The 16,985-nt window shown below is 69.9% G+C and carries 16 protein-coding genes; 5 read left to right on the top strand and 11 right to left on the bottom strand.

What is annotated here, in order from left to right; all coding sequences use genetic code 11:
- Positions 1–14: 14 nt before the first annotated feature.
- Positions 15–983 (bottom strand): helix-turn-helix transcriptional regulator, encoded by a 969-nt coding sequence (locus tag R4I43_RS07050; protein ID WP_324264719.1) that lies wholly within the window; start codon positions 981–983, stop codon positions 15–17.
- Positions 980–1,957 carry a helix-turn-helix transcriptional regulator gene (locus R4I43_RS07045; RefSeq protein ID WP_324264718.1) on the bottom strand — a complete coding sequence of 326 codons (978 nt, stop codon included), beginning with the start codon at positions 1,955–1,957 and terminating at the stop codon, positions 980–982. The genes R4I43_RS07050 and R4I43_RS07045 overlap by 4 nt, the downstream gene beginning before the upstream one ends.
- 216 nt (positions 1,958–2,173) lie before the next feature.
- Here R4I43_RS07045 and R4I43_RS07040 point away from each other — a divergent pair, with 216 nt between their 5' ends.
- Complete coding sequence (locus tag R4I43_RS07040) at positions 2,174–2,869, top strand: SDR family oxidoreductase (RefSeq protein WP_324264717.1); 696 nt, start codon at positions 2,174–2,176, stop codon at positions 2,867–2,869.
- 45 nt (positions 2,870–2,914) lie between these two features.
- Here the strand turns inward: R4I43_RS07040 and pafA are convergent, their stop codons facing one another.
- The 5 genes from pafA to dop form a co-directional block, all read right to left on the bottom strand.
- Entirely contained in the window at positions 2,915–4,273 is a 1,359-nt protein-coding gene (pafA, locus tag R4I43_RS07035) for a Pup--protein ligase (protein WP_324264716.1), read from the bottom strand.
- A 240-nt stretch (positions 4,274–4,513) separates the two neighbouring features.
- Positions 4,514–5,257, bottom strand: coding sequence for a proteasome subunit alpha (gene prcA, locus R4I43_RS07030; RefSeq protein WP_324264715.1), 744 nt, complete (start codon positions 5,255–5,257; stop codon positions 4,514–4,516).
- A 58-nt stretch (positions 5,258–5,315) separates the two neighbouring features.
- Positions 5,316–6,161 carry a proteasome subunit beta gene (gene prcB / locus R4I43_RS07025; protein ID WP_324265025.1) on the bottom strand — a complete coding sequence of 282 codons (846 nt, stop codon included), beginning with the start codon at positions 6,159–6,161 and terminating at the stop codon, positions 5,316–5,318.
- 153 nt (positions 6,162–6,314) lie between these two features.
- Entirely contained in the window at positions 6,315–6,506 is a 192-nt protein-coding gene (locus R4I43_RS07020; RefSeq protein ID WP_324264714.1) for a ubiquitin-like protein Pup, read from the bottom strand.
- Positions 6,507–6,670: 164 nt separating this feature from the next.
- Positions 6,671–8,170, bottom strand: a complete 1,500-nt coding sequence (gene dop, locus R4I43_RS07015; protein ID WP_324264713.1) for a depupylase/deamidase Dop — start codon at positions 8,168–8,170, stop codon at positions 6,671–6,673.
- Positions 8,171–8,265: 95 nt separating this feature from the next.
- Between dop and R4I43_RS07010 the strand changes: the two genes are divergently transcribed.
- Positions 8,266–8,784, top strand: coding sequence for an NUDIX hydrolase (locus R4I43_RS07010; protein ID WP_324264712.1), 519 nt, complete (start codon positions 8,266–8,268; stop codon positions 8,782–8,784).
- 6 nt (positions 8,785–8,790) lie between these two features.
- On the opposite strand, the gene R4I43_RS07005 is transcribed toward R4I43_RS07010, so the two are convergent.
- Both R4I43_RS07005 and arc read right to left on the bottom strand, forming a co-directional pair.
- The gene (locus tag R4I43_RS07005; RefSeq protein ID WP_324264711.1) at positions 8,791–9,741 is read right to left on the bottom strand and encodes an aldo/keto reductase; all 951 of its coding nucleotides are present in this window, start codon (positions 9,739–9,741) and stop codon (positions 8,791–8,793) included.
- 89 nt (positions 9,742–9,830) lie between these two features.
- On the bottom strand, positions 9,831–11,621 hold the full coding sequence (gene arc, locus R4I43_RS07000) for a proteasome ATPase (protein WP_324264710.1): 1,791 nt from the start codon (positions 11,619–11,621) through the stop codon (positions 9,831–9,833).
- 525 nt (positions 11,622–12,146) lie between these two features.
- Between arc and R4I43_RS06995 the strand changes: the two genes are divergently transcribed.
- Positions 12,147–12,845, top strand: a complete 699-nt coding sequence (locus R4I43_RS06995) for an Rv0361 family membrane protein (RefSeq protein WP_324264709.1) — start codon at positions 12,147–12,149, stop codon at positions 12,843–12,845.
- Between the two features lie 50 nt (positions 12,846–12,895).
- The gene (locus R4I43_RS06990) at positions 12,896–13,606 is read left to right on the top strand and encodes an Rv0361 family membrane protein (RefSeq protein ID WP_324264708.1); all 711 of its coding nucleotides are present in this window, start codon (positions 12,896–12,898) and stop codon (positions 13,604–13,606) included.
- A 145-nt stretch (positions 13,607–13,751) separates the two neighbouring features.
- Here the strand turns inward: R4I43_RS06990 and R4I43_RS06985 are convergent, their stop codons facing one another.
- Positions 13,752–14,639: a tRNA (adenine-N1)-methyltransferase gene (locus tag R4I43_RS06985; protein ID WP_324264707.1), complete on the bottom strand. Its 888-nt coding sequence runs from the start codon at positions 14,637–14,639 to the stop codon at positions 13,752–13,754.
- 20 nt (positions 14,640–14,659) lie between these two features.
- Complete coding sequence (locus R4I43_RS06980) at positions 14,660–15,799, bottom strand: site-2 protease family protein (RefSeq protein WP_324264706.1); 1,140 nt, start codon at positions 15,797–15,799, stop codon at positions 14,660–14,662.
- A 119-nt stretch (positions 15,800–15,918) separates the two neighbouring features.
- Here R4I43_RS06980 and R4I43_RS06975 point away from each other — a divergent pair, with 119 nt between their 5' ends.
- A complete protein-coding gene (locus R4I43_RS06975; RefSeq protein ID WP_324264705.1) occupies positions 15,919–16,806 on the top strand; it encodes a RecB family exonuclease in 888 nt (295 codons plus the stop codon).
- Positions 16,807–16,985 lie beyond the last annotated feature (179 nt).

The following is a 16,985-nucleotide window of genomic DNA, read 5'->3' as shown; positions in this document are numbered from 1 at the left end:
TCACCGTATCGGGCTCAGGTTGACGGAAGGTGACGGGTCCGCCTCAACGCGGCGTTGGCTCTTTGACGCACGTCACTCCCCAGCTCCGCCGGGCTGAGCACCGTCGCCTGCCCGCCGAGGCCGAGCAGCAGCCTGGCCATCCACGCGTGGTCGGCGTAGCGCATCCGCACCCGCGCGCGTCCGCCGGGAAGCTCGGTGACCTCGTCGACCTGGTAGTACTCGGCGACCCAGCGCACGTCGGGCTCCAGCTCCAGCTCGGCCACCCGCTGGTCGGGGGCGGGCTGGAACAGACCTGCGGAAACGTCGGTGGGTTCGGCTTCCGAGGGCGGCTGCGCGGGTTCGTCGAGCTGCCGCGCGTCGTCGATGCGGTCCAGCCGGAACATCCGCACGCCGCGCGCGCTGCGGCACCACGCCTCCAGGTAGCTGCGGCCGTCGACCAGCAACAACCGCATCGGGTCGACCGTGCGCTCGCTGATCTCGTCGCGCGAGGCGGTGTAGTAACGGATCCGCAACGCTTTGCCGCCGGTCGCAGCGGATTGGACCGACCGGCGGACGTCGGGATCGACCGCTTCCTCAGCGCCGAGGCCGATCACCACGCCCGACGGGCGGGCCTTGCCGACCGCGTTCTCCACCTTGGCCAGCGTGCGCTGCACCGCGTCGGAGTCGGGCACGCCCGGCGTCTCCGCCAGCGCCCGCAGCGCCACCAGCAGCGAGGTCGCCTCGGAGGCGGTCAGCCGCAGCGGGCGGCGCATCCCGGCGTCGTAGGTGACGGTGATCGAGTCGCTGTCGAAGGACAGGTCGATCAGGTCGCCGGGCCCGTAGCCGGGCAGCCCGCACATCCACAGCAGCTCCAGGTCCTTGCGCAGCTGCTGCGGCGTGACGCCGAAGTCGGCGGCGGCGTCGGCGATGGGGATGCCGGGCCGGCTGAGCAGGTAGGGCACCAGGGCCAGCAGCCGCGGCAGGCGTTGCGTCGCGCTGGTCATCGCTGCTCCTCCCCCGCCGCGTCCAGGTGGATCTCGTTGACGGCCTTGCGCAGCGTGTCGGGCTGCAGCACGGCGACGTCGGGTCCGTAGCCGGCCAGCCAGCTCGCCGCCGACTCCGGGTACTTCACGTCCAGCTCCAGCACCTCGCCGGGATCGCCGTCGAGCTCCATGCGCTCGACGCTCTTGCCGAAGCGGCGCACGCCGTGCGCGCGCCCGTCGGCGACCCACACCCGCGACGGGGTGGGTGGCGGCGGGTCGCGCTGCTCGCCCGCGACCATCCTCAGCAGGTCCACCTCCGGCGGGCGCTGCACTACGCCGCTCTTGCCGACCACCTCGACCTGCCCCTGGATGCGGGAGAGCCGGAAGCAGCGCGGAGCCTGCCGGTCGCGGTCGTGGCCGACGACGTACCAGCGCCCGCGCCACGACACCACCCCCCAGGGTTCGACGGTGCGGTGCCGGACCTCGGCGCTGCTGGGTCGCCGGTAGTCGAACTCCACGACGCGCCCGTCCTGCACCGCCGAGTGCAGGACTCCGAAGGCGGGTTCGCTGGTGCGCACCTTGGGCTCCACGGCCGCCGAGGCGCGCTCGTCCACGTCGACTCCGGCGGCGCGCAGCTTGAGCAGCGCGCCCTGGGCGGCGGAGGTGAACTCCGGCGAGTCCCACAGCCGCACCGCGAGCGCCACGGCGGCGGCCTCGTCGGGCTCCAGGTCGATGTCGCCGAGCTCGTAGTCGCGCCGGGCGATGCGGTACCCGTCCGCGCTGTCGAAGGCCGAGTTGCGGCCGGTCTCGAGTGGGATCCCCAGGTCTCGCAGTTCGGCCTTGTCGCGCTCGAAGGTCCGGAAGAACGCCTCGTCCGAGGGCGCGTCGGCGTAGCCCGCGACGATATGCCGGATCCGCTCTGCGGTGAGGTACTGGCGGGTCGACAGCAGGCAGAGCACCAAGTTCACCAAGCGTTCAGCACGCACAGTGGCCACTCCGAAACTCTAGCCCCAAGGCATTCGATCATGAGTTCGGGTACCGGCGTGTCGTCGCCAGAACACCCATTCGAATACGACCACGCTAGCGCTCCTCCTGGGCGGGCGCCGCAGTTTTCGCGCAGGTGGTTCTCGCCCATTGGTTTCGGTCGGCGCTGAAGTCATCGTTGGTGCGGAAGTCGTTCACGGTGCGTTCGGGTGCCTACGCTGAGGGGCATGCCCGTGTTGATGATCACCGGTGCCTCGCGCGGCATCGGCGCCGCAACCGCCCGCCTCGCCGCCGCCGAGGGATACCGACTGGCCGTGCTGGCCCGCGACACCGACGCCCTGTCCGGCCTGGTCGACGAGCTCGGCTCGGACAAGGCCATCGCGCTGCCCTGCGACGTCACCGACTACACGAGCCTGACCGAGGCCGTGACCAGCACCGAACAGCGCTACGGCTCGCTCGACACGGTCCTGGCCAACGCGGGCACGAGCGTGCCCACCTCGTTCCTGGGCAACGAGGGCGCCGAACCCGACCAGTGGCGGGACATGGTCCTCACCAACGTCTACGGCGCGGCCATCACCGCCAGGGCCGCCCTGCCCGCCCTGGTCCGCAGCGGCGGGCACCTCGTGCTGACCGGGTCCAACGCAGGCCGCGGCATCCGCCCGGGCAACCTCTACTCCGCCACCAAGTGGGCGGTGACCGGGATGGCCCAGAACATCCGCGCCGAGTGCGTGGGCACCGGCGTCCGGGTCACCCTGGTGCAGCCCGGCATGGTCGAGACCGACATGACCGCCGACCGCAACGACGTCCCCAAACTCCACGCCGACGACATCGCCCGGGGCATCCTCTACGCCTTGAGCCAGCCCAAGACGGTCGACGTCAACGAGCTGACGATCCGCCCGACCGGCCAGGCGCCGCAGAGCTGAGCGCGCGCGTCCCGCTCCCCGAGGAGCGGGACGCGCGGAGCCCGGCTACAGCGAGTTGATCAACCGCTCGACCCGCTCGTCGACGGCCCGGAACGGGTCCTTGCACAGCACGGTCCGCTGGGCCTGGTCGTTGAGCTTGAGGTGCACCCAGTCCACCGTGAAGTCGCGCCCGGCGGCCTGCGCGGCGGCGATGAAGTCGCCGCGCAGCTTCGCCCGGGTGCTCTGCGGGGGCGTGTCCTTGGCGGCCTCGATCTCCCCGTCCTCGGTGGCCCGGTCGACCAGGTCCTTGCGCTGCAGCATGTCGAACAGCCCGCGCCCGCGACGGATGTCGTGGTAGGCGAGGTCGAGCTGGGCGATGCGCGGGCTGGACAGCTCCAGCCCGTGCTTGCTCCGGTAGCGCTCGAGCAGCCGCAGCTTGATGGCCCAATCGATCTCCCGGTCGATCAGCGAGTAGTCCTCCTGCTCGACGGCGTCGAGCGCGCGGCCCCACAGCTCCAGGATCCGCTCGGACATCGGGTCCGAACCGCGCCGCGCGACGTGGTCCACGGCCCGGCTGTGGTACTCGCGCTGGATGTCCAGCGCCGACGCCTCCCGGCCGCCCGCCAGCCGCACGGTGCGGCGCCCGGTGAGGTCGTGGCTGATCTCGCGGATGGCGCGGATGGGGTTGTCCAGGCTGAAGTCCCGGAACTGCACGCCCTGCTCGACCATCTCCAGCACCAGGTTGGCCGCCCCCACCTTGAGCAGGGTGGTCACCTCGGACATGTTGGAGTCGCCGACGATCACGTGCAGCCGCCGGTAGCGCTCGGCGTCGGCGTGCGGCTCGTCGCGGGTGTTGATGATGGGGCGGGAGCGCGTGGTGGCGCTGGAGACGCCCTCCCAGATGTGCTCGGCGCGCTGCGACAGGCAGTACACCGCGCCGCGCGGGGTCTGCAGGACCTTGCCCGCACCGCAGATGAGCTGGCGCGTGACCAGGAACGGCAGCAGCACGTCGGCGATGCGGGAGAACTCGCCGGACCGTCCGACCAGGTAGTTCTCGTGGCAGCCGTAGGAGTTGCCCGCCGAGTCGGTGTTGTTCTTGAACAGGAAGATGTCACCGCCGATGCCCTCGTCGGCGAGCCGGCGCTCGGCATCTATGAGCAGGTCCTCCAGGATCCGCTCACCGGCCTTGTCGTGCGTGACCAGCTGCGTGAGGTCGTCGCACTCGGCCGTGGCGTACTCGGGGTGGGAGCCCACGTCGAGGTAGAGGCGGGCCCCGTTGCGCAGGAAGACGTTCGACGACCTTCCCCACGACACGACCCGTCGGAACAGGTACCTGGCCACCTCGTCCGGGGACAGTCTGCGCTGCCCGTGGAACGTGCAGGTGACCCCGAACTCGGTTTCGATGCCGAAGATCCGCCGCTGCATGTCTCCACACTAGGCGCAAAACCGCCCTCGCGGCGGTCCGCCGTTCGGGCAACTGTCGAATCTGGTTCCCCGTTTTTCAGTCGCAGCCCGTCACACCCCCGCTCGCGCACGCACCCGCACGGAGCAGCCGAAATCGCCGTACATCCGTACGACTTCCCGGGATGTGGACGGGATCTTCCACCCGGGACGACGTCGCTCCCGCACCCGGGGCGGGTGCGGGAGCGATCGGTCAGCGCGAGGTCACTTGCCGGAGGAGGTTTCCTCGCCGCCCTCGGACTTGCCGGAGTCCTCAGTCGACTCCGGCAGCAGGGCCGTGAGCGCGGCCCCCTTGATGCGGCGGAACGTCCGGTTCGGACGGGCGCGGTCGAGGACCGCGACCTCCAGGGCCTTGGTGCCCAGTTCCCGTCCGGAGTCCCCACTGGACGAAAGTCCCTTGACGGCGACCCGGATGGCGTCGCCCAATTCCATTCCGTCGCTGAAGGAATCCTTCAACGAGCTGGTGATCGTGTCGGCCTGGCCGCCCATCACCACGTACTGCGGTTCGTCCACGATGGATCCGTCGTAGGTGAGCCGGTACAGCTGGTCGGCCTCGGCGGTCGCACCGACCTCCGCCACGCAGATCTCCACCTCGAACGGCTTGATCTGCTCGGTGAAGATCGCGCCCAGGTGCTGGGCGTAGGTGTTGGCCAGCGACCGCCCGGTCACGTCGCGGCGGTCGTAGGAGTACCCGCGCACGTCGGCGATGCGCACACCGGCGACCCGCAGCGCCTCGAACTCGCTGTAGCGGCCCACCGCGGCGAAACCGATGCGGTCGTAGATCTCGGAGACCTTGTGCAAGGTCGGAGACGGGTTCTCGGCGACGAACAGCACCCCACCGGCGTACTTGAGCACCACCACGCTGCGGCCCCGGGCGATGCCCTTGCGGGCGAGCTCGGAACGCTCCCGCATCAACTGCTCGGGGGAGGTGTAGAACGGCATCGTCACGGCTTCTGCACTCCTGAATCTGCTCGCTGTGGCAGGCGGGATCGTGGGACGGCGCTGGTCAGCCGCCCGGGTTCTCCAGGCGACCGTTGACCACGGCGGTGGCGATCTCGGAGGTCCGCTCCTCGGTCAGCCGCACCGCGCCCTCGGCTCCGGTGATGGAGATGACCGACGGGTAGATCCGCCGGGACACGTCCGGACCACCGGTGGCGCTGTCGTCGTCGGCCGCGTCGTAGAGCGCCTCGACCGCCGAGCGAGCCGCGGTGTCCAGGTCGGCGTCGGGGTCGAAGCGCTTCTTCAGCGCCGACTTGGCGAACTGGGAACCCGAACCGACCGCGTGGTAGCCGCCCGCCTCGTTGTAGCGACCTCCGACCACGTCGTAGGACACGATCCGGCCCGCGCGGTCGGGGTCCTCGGCGTCGGTGTCGTAGCCGGCGAACAGCGGCACGACCGCCAGGCCCTGCATCGCGGCGGAGAGGTTGCCGCGCAGCATCGTGGCGAGCTTGTTGGACTTGCCGTCCAGCGACAGCGAGATGCCCTCGAGCTTCTCGTAGTGCTCCAGCTCGACCGCGTAGAGCTTGACGAGTTCCTGCGCGACACCGGCCGTTCCGGCGATGCCCACCGCCGAGTACGCGTCGGTGACGAAGAGCTTCTCCATGTCCCGCTGCGCGATGACGTTGCCCATCGTCGCCCGGCGGTCACCAGCCAGCAGCACGCCGCCGCGGAAGGTCACCGCGACGATCGTGGTGCCGTGCGGCGCCTGGATCGTGCCCTCGGGCGCCTTGCGCCCGCCCGGCAGCAGTTCCGGAGCGGTGGCTTGGAGGAAGTCGGTGAACGACGAGGATCCGGGGGTCAAGTAGGCGGCGGGAAGCGCCTGCCCGGGGAACTGGGCCGAGCTCTGGTCCATCAGCGACATCGTCTCCGTTCTCACAGGACTCCTGCGACAGGGTGCACTTTAGTCATGATCGAGTGCGCAGCGAGAGTCACCGGGCCGGTGTTTCTCCGGTCCGGTGACCGGTTCTCGCAGGATCACCGCCTGGGCGCACCGGCGGCAGGGGGCCTACTGGCCGCCCTTCTGCACGTAGGCGCGCACGAAGTCCTCGGCGTTCTCCTCCAGGACGTCGTCGATCTCGTCCAGGATGGCGTCGACGTCTTCGCCGAGCTTTTCGCGACGTTCCTGACCGGCGGCCTCCGGTCCGTTCTCTTCCTCGCCGTCGCCGCTGCCCTGCCGCTGAGCCTTCTCCTGAGACATCTCGCCTCCCGGTGGGTTGAAGTCCCGGACGCCCCCGGAATCGGGGGAGTCCTGCCTTGAACACTACCTATCCGACCACTCGTTCGCCCACGCCCAGCCGGGCGTCTTTGACGATCTTTCCCGCTACCTGACGTGCGCGAAACGTGCTCGTCGCCGGCGGCGCGTCACCCCTTCGTCAGCGAATCGACCAGCTCTTCGGCGCTGTTGCTGGCCTCCAGCAGCGCACCGACGTGGGCCTTGGTGCCGCGCAGCGGTTCCAACGTCGGGATGCGCACCAGCGATTCCCTGCCCAGGTCGAAGATGACCGAGTCCCAGGACGCGGCGGCGACCTCCGACGGGTAGCGCTCCAGGCAGCGGCCGCGGAAGTAGGCGCGGGTGTCCTCCGGCGGCGCCGCGACGGCCTCCTGCACCTCTTCCTCGCTGACCAGGCGCTTCATCGAGCCGCGGGTGACCAGCCGGTTGTACAGGCCCTTGTCCAGCCGCACGTCGGAGTACTGCAGGTCGACCATGTGCAGCCGGGGCGAGGCCCAGCCGAGGCTGTCGCGGCTGCGGTAGCTCTCCATCAGCCGCAGCTTGGCGGGCCAGTCCAGCCGGTCGGCGCAGGACATCGGGTCGGTGCCGAGCATGTCGAGCACCTCTCCCCAGGTGTTGAGCACGTCCCGGGAGGCGCGCTCGGCGCCGTGGGCGTCGAGGAACTCGGCGGCCCGCTCGTGGTAGGCGCGCTGCAGGTCCAGACCGGTGAAGCGGCGGCCGTCAGCGAGCTCCACGGACTGCTTGAGGCCGGGATCGTGGCTGATCAGGTGCACCGCCTGCACCGGGTCGGCCAGCTTGAGGTCGTCGAACCGCAGCCCGTTCTCGATCATGTCCAGCACCAGCGCCGTGGTGCCGAGCTTGAGGTAGGTCGAGGTCTCGGCGAGGTTGGCGTCACCGATGATGACGTGCAGCCGCCGGTACTTGTCGGCGTCGGCGTGCGGTTCGTCGCGGGTGTTGATGATGCCCCGCTTGAGGGTGGTCTCCAGGCCGACCTCGACCTCGATGTAGTCCGAGCGCTGGGACAGCTGGAAGCCGGCCTTCTCCCCGGCCTGGCCGATGCCGACCCGGCCGGACCCGCACATCACCTGCCGGGAGGCGAAGAACGGCGTCAGCCCGCCGATCACCGAGGTGAACGGGGTGTTGCGGGCCATCAGGTAGTTCTCGTGGGTGCCGTAGCTGGCGCCCTTGCCGTCGACGTTGTTCTTGTACAGCTGTATGGGCGCGGTGCCGGGCACGCTGGCCGCGCGCATGGCGGCCTCCTCCATCACCCGCTCACCGGCCTTGTCCCAGATGACGGCGTCGCGCGGGTTGGTCACCTCCGGCGCGGAGTACTCGGGGTGGGCGTGGTCGACGTACAGGCGCGCGCCGTTGGTGAGGATGACGTTGGCCGCGCCGAGGTCGTCGCCGTCCGAGCCGCTGGACTGCTGAGCCGCCGAGCTCAGGTCGAACCCGCGCGCATCGCGCAGGGGCGATTCGACCTCGTAGTCCCACCTGGCCCGTCTGGCCCGCGGGATCTCGGCCGCCGCCGCGTACGCCAGCACGATGTGGGTGGAGGTCAGCACCGGGTTGGCACTGGAGTCGCCCGGTACGACGATGCCGTACTCCACCTCGGTTCCCATGATCCGCCGCATACCTCGCAGAGTACGGGGTGGGTGCGAATTCTCAAGAAAATGGACGAGCACGCCAGGCACGACGCCCACCACCCGCGGATGACACGATCGAGCACGTGAACGCGGGTGAGGAGCAGGTCGCGCTGTACGACGCGGCCGGGCGTGTCGTGGGTCGAGCACCGAGGCGCGAGATGCGCGAGAGGGGCCTGTGGCACGCCGCGACCGCCGTCCTGCTGCTCTCCGGCGACGGCGAGCGCATCTACGTGCACCGCCGCACCGACACCAAGGACGTCTACCCCGGCCTGCACGACTGCACCGCCGGCGGCGTGGTCGCCGCGGGCGAAGACCCGTTCGACGCGGCCCGCCGGGAGCTCGCCGAGGAGCTCGGCGTCCGCGCCGAACCGGAGTTCCTGTTCCGCGAGGTCTTCGAGCACGGCACCGTGCGCTACCACGGCTTCGTGTTCCAGGCCCGCTGGGACGGACCGGTGGTGCACCAGCCGGAGGAAGTCGCCGAGGGCTGGTGGATGCCCCTCACCGAGCTCCGCGAGCGCCTCAGCGACCCGCAGTGGCCCTGCGTCCCCGACGGCCGCGCCTTCGCGCAGCGGTGGCTGGACGACGGCTCCGCGACGACCTGAGCGGCCTCAGTGCCACGGGAGTTCGGCGCGTTCCCCCCAGTAGGTGGCCGCGTCGCGGGCGAGCGAGCTCAGGGTCGCCAGGTCCTGGTCGCTGAGCTCGACGCGCAGCGCGGCGAGGTTGGTCTCCAGCTGTTCGACGCTGGCCGGGCCGAGCAGCACCACGTCGGCCCACGGCTGGGACAGCGCGTGGGCGACGGCGATGGCGTCCGGACCGACCCCGTGGCGCCGGGCGATGGCGGCGAACTCCTCCGGTGGGTCCAGCGCGAGCCTGCCGTTGGCCATCGTCTCCTTCAGCAGCACCCGCCAACCGCCGGTGTGGACCTCGTTGAGGACGCGGCCGACCGAGGGCTCGCTGGTGTTCCAGGTGGATTGCACGGCGCTGAACAGCTGCCTGCCGCCGATTTCCAGCTCCCAGGCCCGCTCGATGCTCTCAGCCTGCGCGGCGCCGCTGGTGGAGAAGCCGAGCCGCACTCCGGCGTCGCGGATGCGCGCGAGCTCGTGCTGCAGCTCCAGGTCGTCGAACAGCGGGCTGGTGCTGGTCAGCGAGTGCACCTGGTAGAGGTCGATGCGGTCGCCGAGCAGCGTGCGGGTCTCGGCCCACTGGCCGCGCAGCCGCTCCAGCGAGTGCTCCTTGACCTCGTGCACCTCGGTCTCGATGCGCCACTGCGCGACGTAGGCGTAGCCCCACTTGCTGGAGACGGTGACGTCCTCGTGGCCCCGCTCCCCCAGCCAGTCGGCCAGGAACTGCTCGGCGCTGCCGTAGGAGCGGGCGGTGTCGACCCAGCGGATGCCGTGGGCGTAGGCGGCGTCCAGGACGGCGCGGGTGCGCTCCTTCATGGCCTGGGCGGTGCGCTGCTGCGGCAGGGCCTCGGCGCGGCCGACGTTGATGTACGCGGGCCTGCCGAGCGCGGCCAGCCCGAGTCCCAGCCGCTGCACGGGGTTCTGCGCGGGGATCATGCTGGGAAACGTATCCCGTCCCGGGATCGCCCGCACGAGCTAGGGGCCGCCATCCCGGAGTGAGGGATGACGGCCCCGGATCGGTCGACTTACAGGTACTGGCCCGTGTTGGTCGCCGTGTCGATCGCTCGGCCGGATTCCTGGTTCTTCCCGCTGACCAGGGTGCGGATGTAGACGATCCGCTCGCCCTTCTTGCCGGAGATGCGGGCCCAGTCGTCCGGGTTGGTGGTGTTGGGCAGGTCCTCGTTCTCGGCGAACTCGTCGATGATCGCGTCCTGCAGGTGCTGCACCCGCAGTCCGGGCTGGTTGGTCTCCAGCACCGACTTGATCGCCGCCTTCTTGGCCCTGTCCACGATGTTCTGGATCATGGCGCCGGAGTTGAAGTCCTTGAAGTACAGGACTTCCTTGTCACCGTTGGCGTAGGTGACCTCCAGGAACCGGTTCTCGTCGGTTTCGGCGTACATCCGCTCCACCGTGGCCTGGATCATCGCGTCCAGGCACGCGGCGTTGTCGCCGCCGAACTCCTTGAGGTCCTCCTCGTGGATCGGCAGTTCGGTGGTGAGGTACTTGGAGAAGATGTCCTTGGCCGATTCGGCGTCCGGACGCTCGATCTTGATCTTCACGTCGAGCCGGCCGGGCCGCAGGATCGCCGGGTCGATCATGTCCTCCCGGTTGGAGGCACCGATGACGATGACGTTCTCCAGGCCTTCCACACCGTCGATCTCGCTCAGCAGCTGCGGGACGATGGTGGTCTCCACGTCGGAGGACACACCGCTGCCGCGGGTCCGGAAGATCGAGTCCATCTCGTCGAAGAACACGATCACCGGTGTGCCCTCGGAGGCCTTCTCCCGGGCGCGCTGGAAGATCATCCGGATGTGCCGTTCGGTTTCACCGACGAACTTGTTGAGCAGCTCGGGGCCCTTGATGTTCAGGAAGTAGGACTTGGCCTGACCATCGTCGTCACCCCGCGCCGCGGCCACCTTCTTGGCCAGGGAGTTCGCCACCGCCTTGGCGATGAGCGTCTTCCCGCAGCCGGGTGGCCCGTAGAGCAGGACGCCCTTGGGCGGGCGCAACTGGTACTGCACGTAGAGGTCGGAGTGCAGGAACGGCAGCTCCACGGCGTCGCGGATCTGCTCGATCTGCCCGGCGAGGCCACCGATGTCGCGGTAGCCGACGTCCGGGACCTCTTCGAGCGTGAGATCCTCGACCTCGGCCTTGGGCACCACGTCGTAGGCGTAGCCGGCCTTGCTGTCGACCAGCAGCGAATCGCCGGCCTTCAGCCCGGAGTCGGCCAGCGGCCCGGTCAGCCACACGACGCGTTCCTCGTCCGTGTGCCCCATGACCAGGGCACGCGGGCTCTCGCCCTCGGCGTAGGACAGGATCTCCCGGAAGGTGCACACCTCACCGGTCTGCTCGAACGCACCCGCCTCGACCACCGTCAGGGCCTCGTTGAGGCGCACCGACTGACCCAGTCTCAGGTCCGCGGTCTCGACGTTCGGTGACACCGCCACCCGCATCTTGCGACCGGAGGTGAATACGTCGACCGTGCTGTCCTCATAGCCGTGCAGGAACACGCCGTAGCCGCTCGGCGGCTGGGCGAGCCGGTCGACCTCCTCGCGCAGCGCCATCAGCTGGCCCCGCGCTTCCTTCAGGGTTTCGGTGAGTTTGGCGTTCCGTTCGGTGAGCTGGCTCACTCTCTCGGATGCCTCGGCCAGCCGCTTTTCCAGCAGGCGAACCTGTTGAGGAGACTCGTTGAGCCTGCGGCGAAGCAATGCGACCTCGTCTTCGAGAAGACGGATCTGGCTGCGGAGCTCCGCAGAGCCCGCACCCTGCTCGCCGTCGCCCTCCTCAGGCCGGCTGCCGGGACGGTCGTGCTGCATATCGGCACCCTCCTCCCGTGCTCGTACCACCACGGTACCGGCGATCACCGACGACGGCGGCGTCGTGAGGTTCCGCCGGATCGCCCAGCGTGCCACAGAATTCCCCGAATACACACGGTCTAAAGACGTTTGTTCCCGGCGCGTTGCATCGTGGCTGGTCGGGACGGATACGGTGGGTTGTCGATCATGGTCCGTTCGATACTCCCGGACAACCTCCCGACTCCCCCGCGGAATGGCTCCGACCACGGGTTTTTCCGTTGCGCCACAGGGTTCGTGCGCGCTCTGCGATCAATCGGGTTAACGACTCCGGCATCCGGGTGGCATTTGGCTCCTGCGGCTCGTCACTTCTCCCATCATTTGGAACAACTTGGGGAGCCCGGACATTCCGGGCCCGCCCGGGCGGGATTCGACGGAGGTTGTAATCCGGCTACTCCGCACTCACGGGACGAACGACTCTGGTCTACTTACCGCCGCTAGCGCACAACCCGGCGTCGACAGCCGCAAGAACACTCCTGGGAGGAGTCCATGACCTATCCGCCGCAGCAGCCTGGACAGGGCGGGTGGGGGCAGCAACCCACGGGGAACGGATTCCCACCTCAGCCATCGGGCACCCCGCAGCAGCAGCCCAACTGGTACGGCAACCAGCACACCGGATGGGGCCAGCAGGGCCAGGAGCAGGGACAACCCGGTCAGATGCACCCCGGTCAGCCGCAGCCGATGCAGCCGCCGCAGGCCGGTCAGCCACTGCCGCCGCAGTGGGGCAGCGAGTTCGGGCCCGGCTCGTGGCTCAAGGAGCCCGAAGGCTTCGGCGACGTCGAACCGCCGGCCCCGCAGAAGTCGAAGCTGCCGCTGGTCCTCGGGATCGTCGCGGCCGTGCTCGTGCTGGCCGGAGCCGGTGTCGGCGGCTACTTCTGGTTCGGCAGCGGCCCGGGCGAACCGCACCCGGTGGCCCAGGAAGTCGTGGCCAAGGTCAACGCGGGCGACTTCGGCACCGTCGGAGCGCTGTTCTGCCAGTCCAACAAGAACCAGCTGGACACCGCGATGGGCCAGCTCAGCCAGTGGAAGTTCGACGTCCGGCTCGGCGAGGTGACCCGCAACGGCGACAAGGCCTCGGCGAAGCTGACCGGAACCTACGAGGCCGACGGAGCGTCACAGCCGGTGGACCAGACGATGGGCCTGGTCGTCGAGGACGGCGAGTGGAAGGTCTGCGACCTCGGCCAGTAGCCGGGTCGCGTTCAAGGGGCACAACAGAAGAGATCCAGGGGGACACACCAGTGACGTACCCACCGCAGCAGCCGCCCGGCCAGGGCGGATGGGGGCAGCAACCCGGCGGCCAGTACCCGCCCAGCGGCGGTCAGCCGTACCCGCAGCAGCCCGGCGGCCAGTACCCGCAGACCGGCGGACAGCCGTTCCAGCAGCCCGGCTACCCGCAGCAGCCGCAGGCGGGCTACCCGCAGCAGGCGCACCCGAACCCCTACGGCGGCTACGGACAGCCGCCGAAGAAGAAGTCCCCGCTGCCGTGGATCCTCGGCGGCGTCGGCGGCGTGGTCGTCATCGCCGTGATCATCGCGCTGGTCGTCGTCTTCACCGGCGGCCCCGGCGATCCCAAGCCCGTGGCGCAGGACGCGGTGGACAGCATCAACGCGAAGGACTTCCCGGCGCTGCAGTCGGTCAGCTGCAAGAAGGAGCGGGCCGGCCTGCAGGAGGTCGTCGACACGATGGAGGGCAAGGGAGGCGACGTCGCCGAGCTCAAGAAGTACGGGCTCACCGACGCCGACGTCCAGAAGTTCATCGACGGGATGACCTTCCAGATGACCCTCGGTGAGGTCGTCGACAACGGCGACAACACCGCCACCGCGAAGGTCACCGGTGAGATGCGGATGACCGGTCAGATCATGGGTCAGGACCTCAGCCAGATGCCGCCGACACCGCTCGACGAGGACTTCAAGATGGTCGTCGAGAACGGCGAGTGGAAGATCTGCTAACGCCCTGAACAGCGCAAACGGCCCGCTCCGCAACGTCCGGGGCGGGCCGTTCTCACGACGGGAGACGGAATACTCCGGTAATCAGGAACCCGAATACCGCAGTGATCAGGCGGTCGACGACTGCGGTTTCACCCTCCGGGGCCGGTCAGCCCTTGCTGGGGCGGCGTTGGACTCGGGGTGGGGTGACTCCGTCGGCGAGGCGGCGGGTGGTGAGCAGGAAGGCCGTGTGGGCGACCATGCGGTGCTCGGGGCGGACGGCCATGCCCACCACGTGCCAGGGGCGCAGCAGCGTCTCCCACGCCTGCGGCTCGGTCCAGTTCTGCTGCTCGCGGATCGCCTCGGTGACCCGGGACAGCTGGGTCGTGGTGGCGACGTAGACGATCAGCACGCCGCCGGGGTTGAGCTTCTCCTTGACCAGGTCCAGGACGTCCCACGGGGCCAGCATGTCCAGCACGATGCGGTCGACGGGCTCGCCGTCGTACTCCAGCAGGTCGCCCAGCCGCAGGTCCCAGTTCTCCGGGATCTCGCCGAAGAAGCGCTTGACGTTGCGCTCGGCGTGCTCGTGGTGGTCCTCGCGCACCTCGTAGGAGGTGACGCTGCCCCCCGGGCCGACCGCGCGCAGCAGCGAGCAGCTCAGCGCACCGGACCCGGCACCGGCCTCCAGCACCTTCGCGCCGGGCCGGATGTCGCCCCACATGAGGATCTGGGCGGCGTCCTTGGGGTAGATGACCTGGGCGCCGCGCGGCATGGACAGCACGTAGTCGGCCAGCAGCGGGCGCAGCGCCAGGAACGAGGTGCCGCCGGCGGAGGTCACCACCGAACCCTCCGGCTGCCCGATCAGGTCGTCGTGCGCGAGCGCGCCGCGGTGCGTGTGGTACTCGCCCCCCTTCTCCAGCACGACCGTGTACTTGCGCCCCTTGGGGTCGGTCAACTGGACCCGGTCGCCGGGCTGGAACTCACCGCTGACGGTGCTGCTCAACTGCTGCCTACCTTCTCCACGCTCGCCTGACGTGCTCGATGCACGGCGAACCATCGTCGCAGATGGCGGGGCCTTCACCCCCGGCGGGAGCGCAGTGCCGAGCGGAGGTCCTCGCGGCGGAGCACTCCGCTGGGCCGGCCCTCCTCGTCGATCACCAGGAACTGCCAGGCGAGGACCGACTGGACGCGCTCCAGCACGGCGTCCGGCGACTCGCTGTCCAGCAGGATCGTGTCCGGGTCGACGGGTTCGGCCGCGCGCTCGGCGGGCTCGTGGGGCGCGTGCGTGGCCAACCGCTCGGCGGCGGTCTGGTCGAGCAGGCCCACCGCGATGCCGTCGGCGCGCACCAGCACCACGCCGCGCCCGGCGGCAGCCAGCAGCGCATCGCCGACGGGGCTCTCGGCGGGCAGCTGCAGGACCGGTCGCACCAGGTCGGAGAGCTCCAGGCCGCTGGGCCACTGGCGGCGCTGCTCGGCCTGGTGCTCTGCGCTGGCCCCGGCGACGACGAACCAGGCCATCAGCACGCACACGCCCAGCCGCAGCCACTGGTCGTCGGCGCCGGTGAACAGCCCGATCAGCGCGTAGACCAGCAGCGCGACGGCGACCGCGCCCGCGCCCACCACTCCGGCGGTGGTGCCCGCGACGCGGCGCCCGGTGATCCGCCACAGCAGGGCCCGCAGCATCCGGCCGCCGTCCAGCGGCAGGCCCGGGAGCAGGTTGAACACGCCGACGGCGAGGTTGGCCACGCAGGTCTGAGCGACCAGCAGCCAGATCGCCCCGCCGGGCGTCATCGCGTACCAGGCCAGGCCCGTCGCCCCGGCCAGCGCCAGCGACACCGCGGGGCCGGCCGCGGCGATCAGGCCCTCCTGCACCGGCTTGGGGGGCGTGCGGGAGATCTCGGAGAGCCCGCCCAGCAGGAACAACCGCACCCGCCGCACCGGCAGGCCCATCCGCAGGGCGACGATGCAGTGGCCGAGTTCGTGCAGCAGCACCGAGATCGCCAGCAGCACGGTGAACACCGCCGCCAGCACCGCGCTCTCCCAGATCCCGGCGCCCGGCAGGATGCGGCCGACCAGCGGCGTGTAGAGCAGCACGATGAGCGCGGCGCCGAGCCACCACGAGGTGGACAGCAGCACCGGGACCCCGGCCACGCGGCACAGCAGCAGCCCGCCGTCGTTGAGCTTGGGCGGGGCGGGCGAGGAAGCGGTCGGCGACATGGCCGAAGGGTAGTCCGTCGGAGGTGAGGGAGCTGTGATGCCCGCGCGCACCGGGTTCACCCGCTCGCCACCTGACGTGGGGTGATCGCTGTCGGTGGGCTTCGTTAGGGTCGGTGCTCATGACGGAGATCGCGCAGGAACCGGTCAAGCCGGAAGAGACGAGCCGTCGGCGTCCAGCGCTCTCGCCGTCACGGGCTGGGGATTTCAAGCAGTGCCCGCTGCTGTACCGCTTCCGCGCGGTCGACCGGATCCCGGAGAAGCCCACGCGCGCGCAAGTGCGGGGCACCGTCGTGCACTCGGTGCTGGAGCGGCTCTACGAGCTGCCGACCGAGCAGCGCGACCGGTCCAAGGCCGGGGAGCTGCTGACGCCGGCGTGGGAGGAGATCCTCGCCGAGCAGCCGGAGCTGGGCGAGCTCTTCGACGGTCCGGAGGACCCGGAGCTGGAGAAGTGGCTGTCCTCGGCGAGCGGCCTGCTCGACGCCTACTTCGAGATGGAGGACCCGCAGCGGCTCCAGCCGGAGGCGTGCGAGCTGCGGGTGGAGACCGAGCTGCCGTCCGGGGTGCTGCTGCGCGGGTTCATCGACCGGGTCGACGTCGCGCCGACCGGTGAGATCCGCTTGGTGGACTACAAGACCGGCAGGGCGCCCGGCGAGATCGGCGAAGCCAAGGCGATGTTCCAGATGAAGTTCTACGCCTTGGCGCTGTGGCGGTTGCGGGGTGAGATCCCGCGCCAGCTGCTGCTGATGTACTTGGCGAACAAGCAGAAGCTCGCCTACTCCCCCGACGAGGACGAGCTGCGCCGCTTCGAGCGGACCCTCGAAGCGATCTGGCAGGCGATCCTGCGCGCGGGCAAGACCGGGGACTTCCGGCCGAATCCCAGCAAGCTCTGCGACTACTGCGACCACAAGGCCCTGTGCCCGTCCTTCGGGGGCACCCCGCCGCCCTACCCGGGCTGGCCCGAAGACCCCACCACCAACGAAGAGTCCATCCTGGACCGCACGGACTGAAAGCTCCCTGGCCGTACTGCGGAACGAGCGTCAGGCAAGCACCGGAGGTGCTTCCTCTTCGCCCCACCTGAGCAACTGGCACCGCCGCGGTTTCTGACACGTCTTCTGGGGAGGACAGCCGCAGCGCCGCGTATTCGACATACTCAAGTCGCGGATCCCGGAGCCAGAAGGCGTGTCAG

This window comes from Saccharopolyspora mangrovi (genome assembly GCF_035320975.1).
GTDB lineage: Bacteria > Actinomycetota > Actinomycetes > Mycobacteriales > Pseudonocardiaceae > Saccharopolyspora > Saccharopolyspora mangrovi.
The sequence above is the reverse complement of the archived record's forward strand: the minus strand, read 5'-3'. Positions and strand labels throughout refer to the sequence as shown.

Bases quoted from the DNA above. Each gene is read 5' to 3' on its own strand.
- R4I43_RS07005 (WP_324264711.1), bottom strand. From the start codon at position 9,741: ATGATCCCCGCGCAGAACCCCGTGCAGCGGCTGGGACTCGGGCTGGCC.
- R4I43_RS06995 (WP_324264709.1), top strand. From the start codon at position 12,147: ATGACCTATCCGCCGCAGCAGCCTGGACAGGGCGGGTGGGGGCAGCAA.
- R4I43_RS06980 (WP_324264706.1), bottom strand. From the start codon at position 15,799: ATGTCGCCGACCGCTTCCTCGCCCGCCCCGCCCAAGCTCAACGACGGC.
- R4I43_RS07050 (WP_324264719.1), bottom strand. From the start codon at position 983: ATGACCAGCGCGACGCAACGCCTGCCGCGGCTGCTGGCCCTGGTGCCC.
- prcB (WP_324265025.1), bottom strand. From the start codon at position 6,161: ATGGACCAGAGCTCGGCCCAGTTCCCCGGGCAGGCGCTTCCCGCCGCC.
- R4I43_RS06985 (WP_324264707.1), bottom strand. From the start codon at position 14,639: ATGGTTCGCCGTGCATCGAGCACGTCAGGCGAGCGTGGAGAAGGTAGG.
- R4I43_RS07040 (WP_324264717.1), top strand. From the start codon at position 2,174: ATGCCCGTGTTGATGATCACCGGTGCCTCGCGCGGCATCGGCGCCGCA.
- pafA (WP_324264716.1), bottom strand. From the start codon at position 4,273: ATGCAGCGGCGGATCTTCGGCATCGAAACCGAGTTCGGGGTCACCTGC.
- arc (WP_324264710.1), bottom strand. From the start codon at position 11,621: ATGCAGCACGACCGTCCCGGCAGCCGGCCTGAGGAGGGCGACGGCGAG.
- R4I43_RS06975 (WP_324264705.1), top strand. From the start codon at position 15,919: ATGACGGAGATCGCGCAGGAACCGGTCAAGCCGGAAGAGACGAGCCGT.
- dop (WP_324264713.1), bottom strand. From the start codon at position 8,170: ATGCGGCGGATCATGGGAACCGAGGTGGAGTACGGCATCGTCGTACCG.
- R4I43_RS07020 (WP_324264714.1), bottom strand. From the start codon at position 6,506: ATGTCTCAGGAGAAGGCTCAGCGGCAGGGCAGCGGCGACGGCGAGGAA.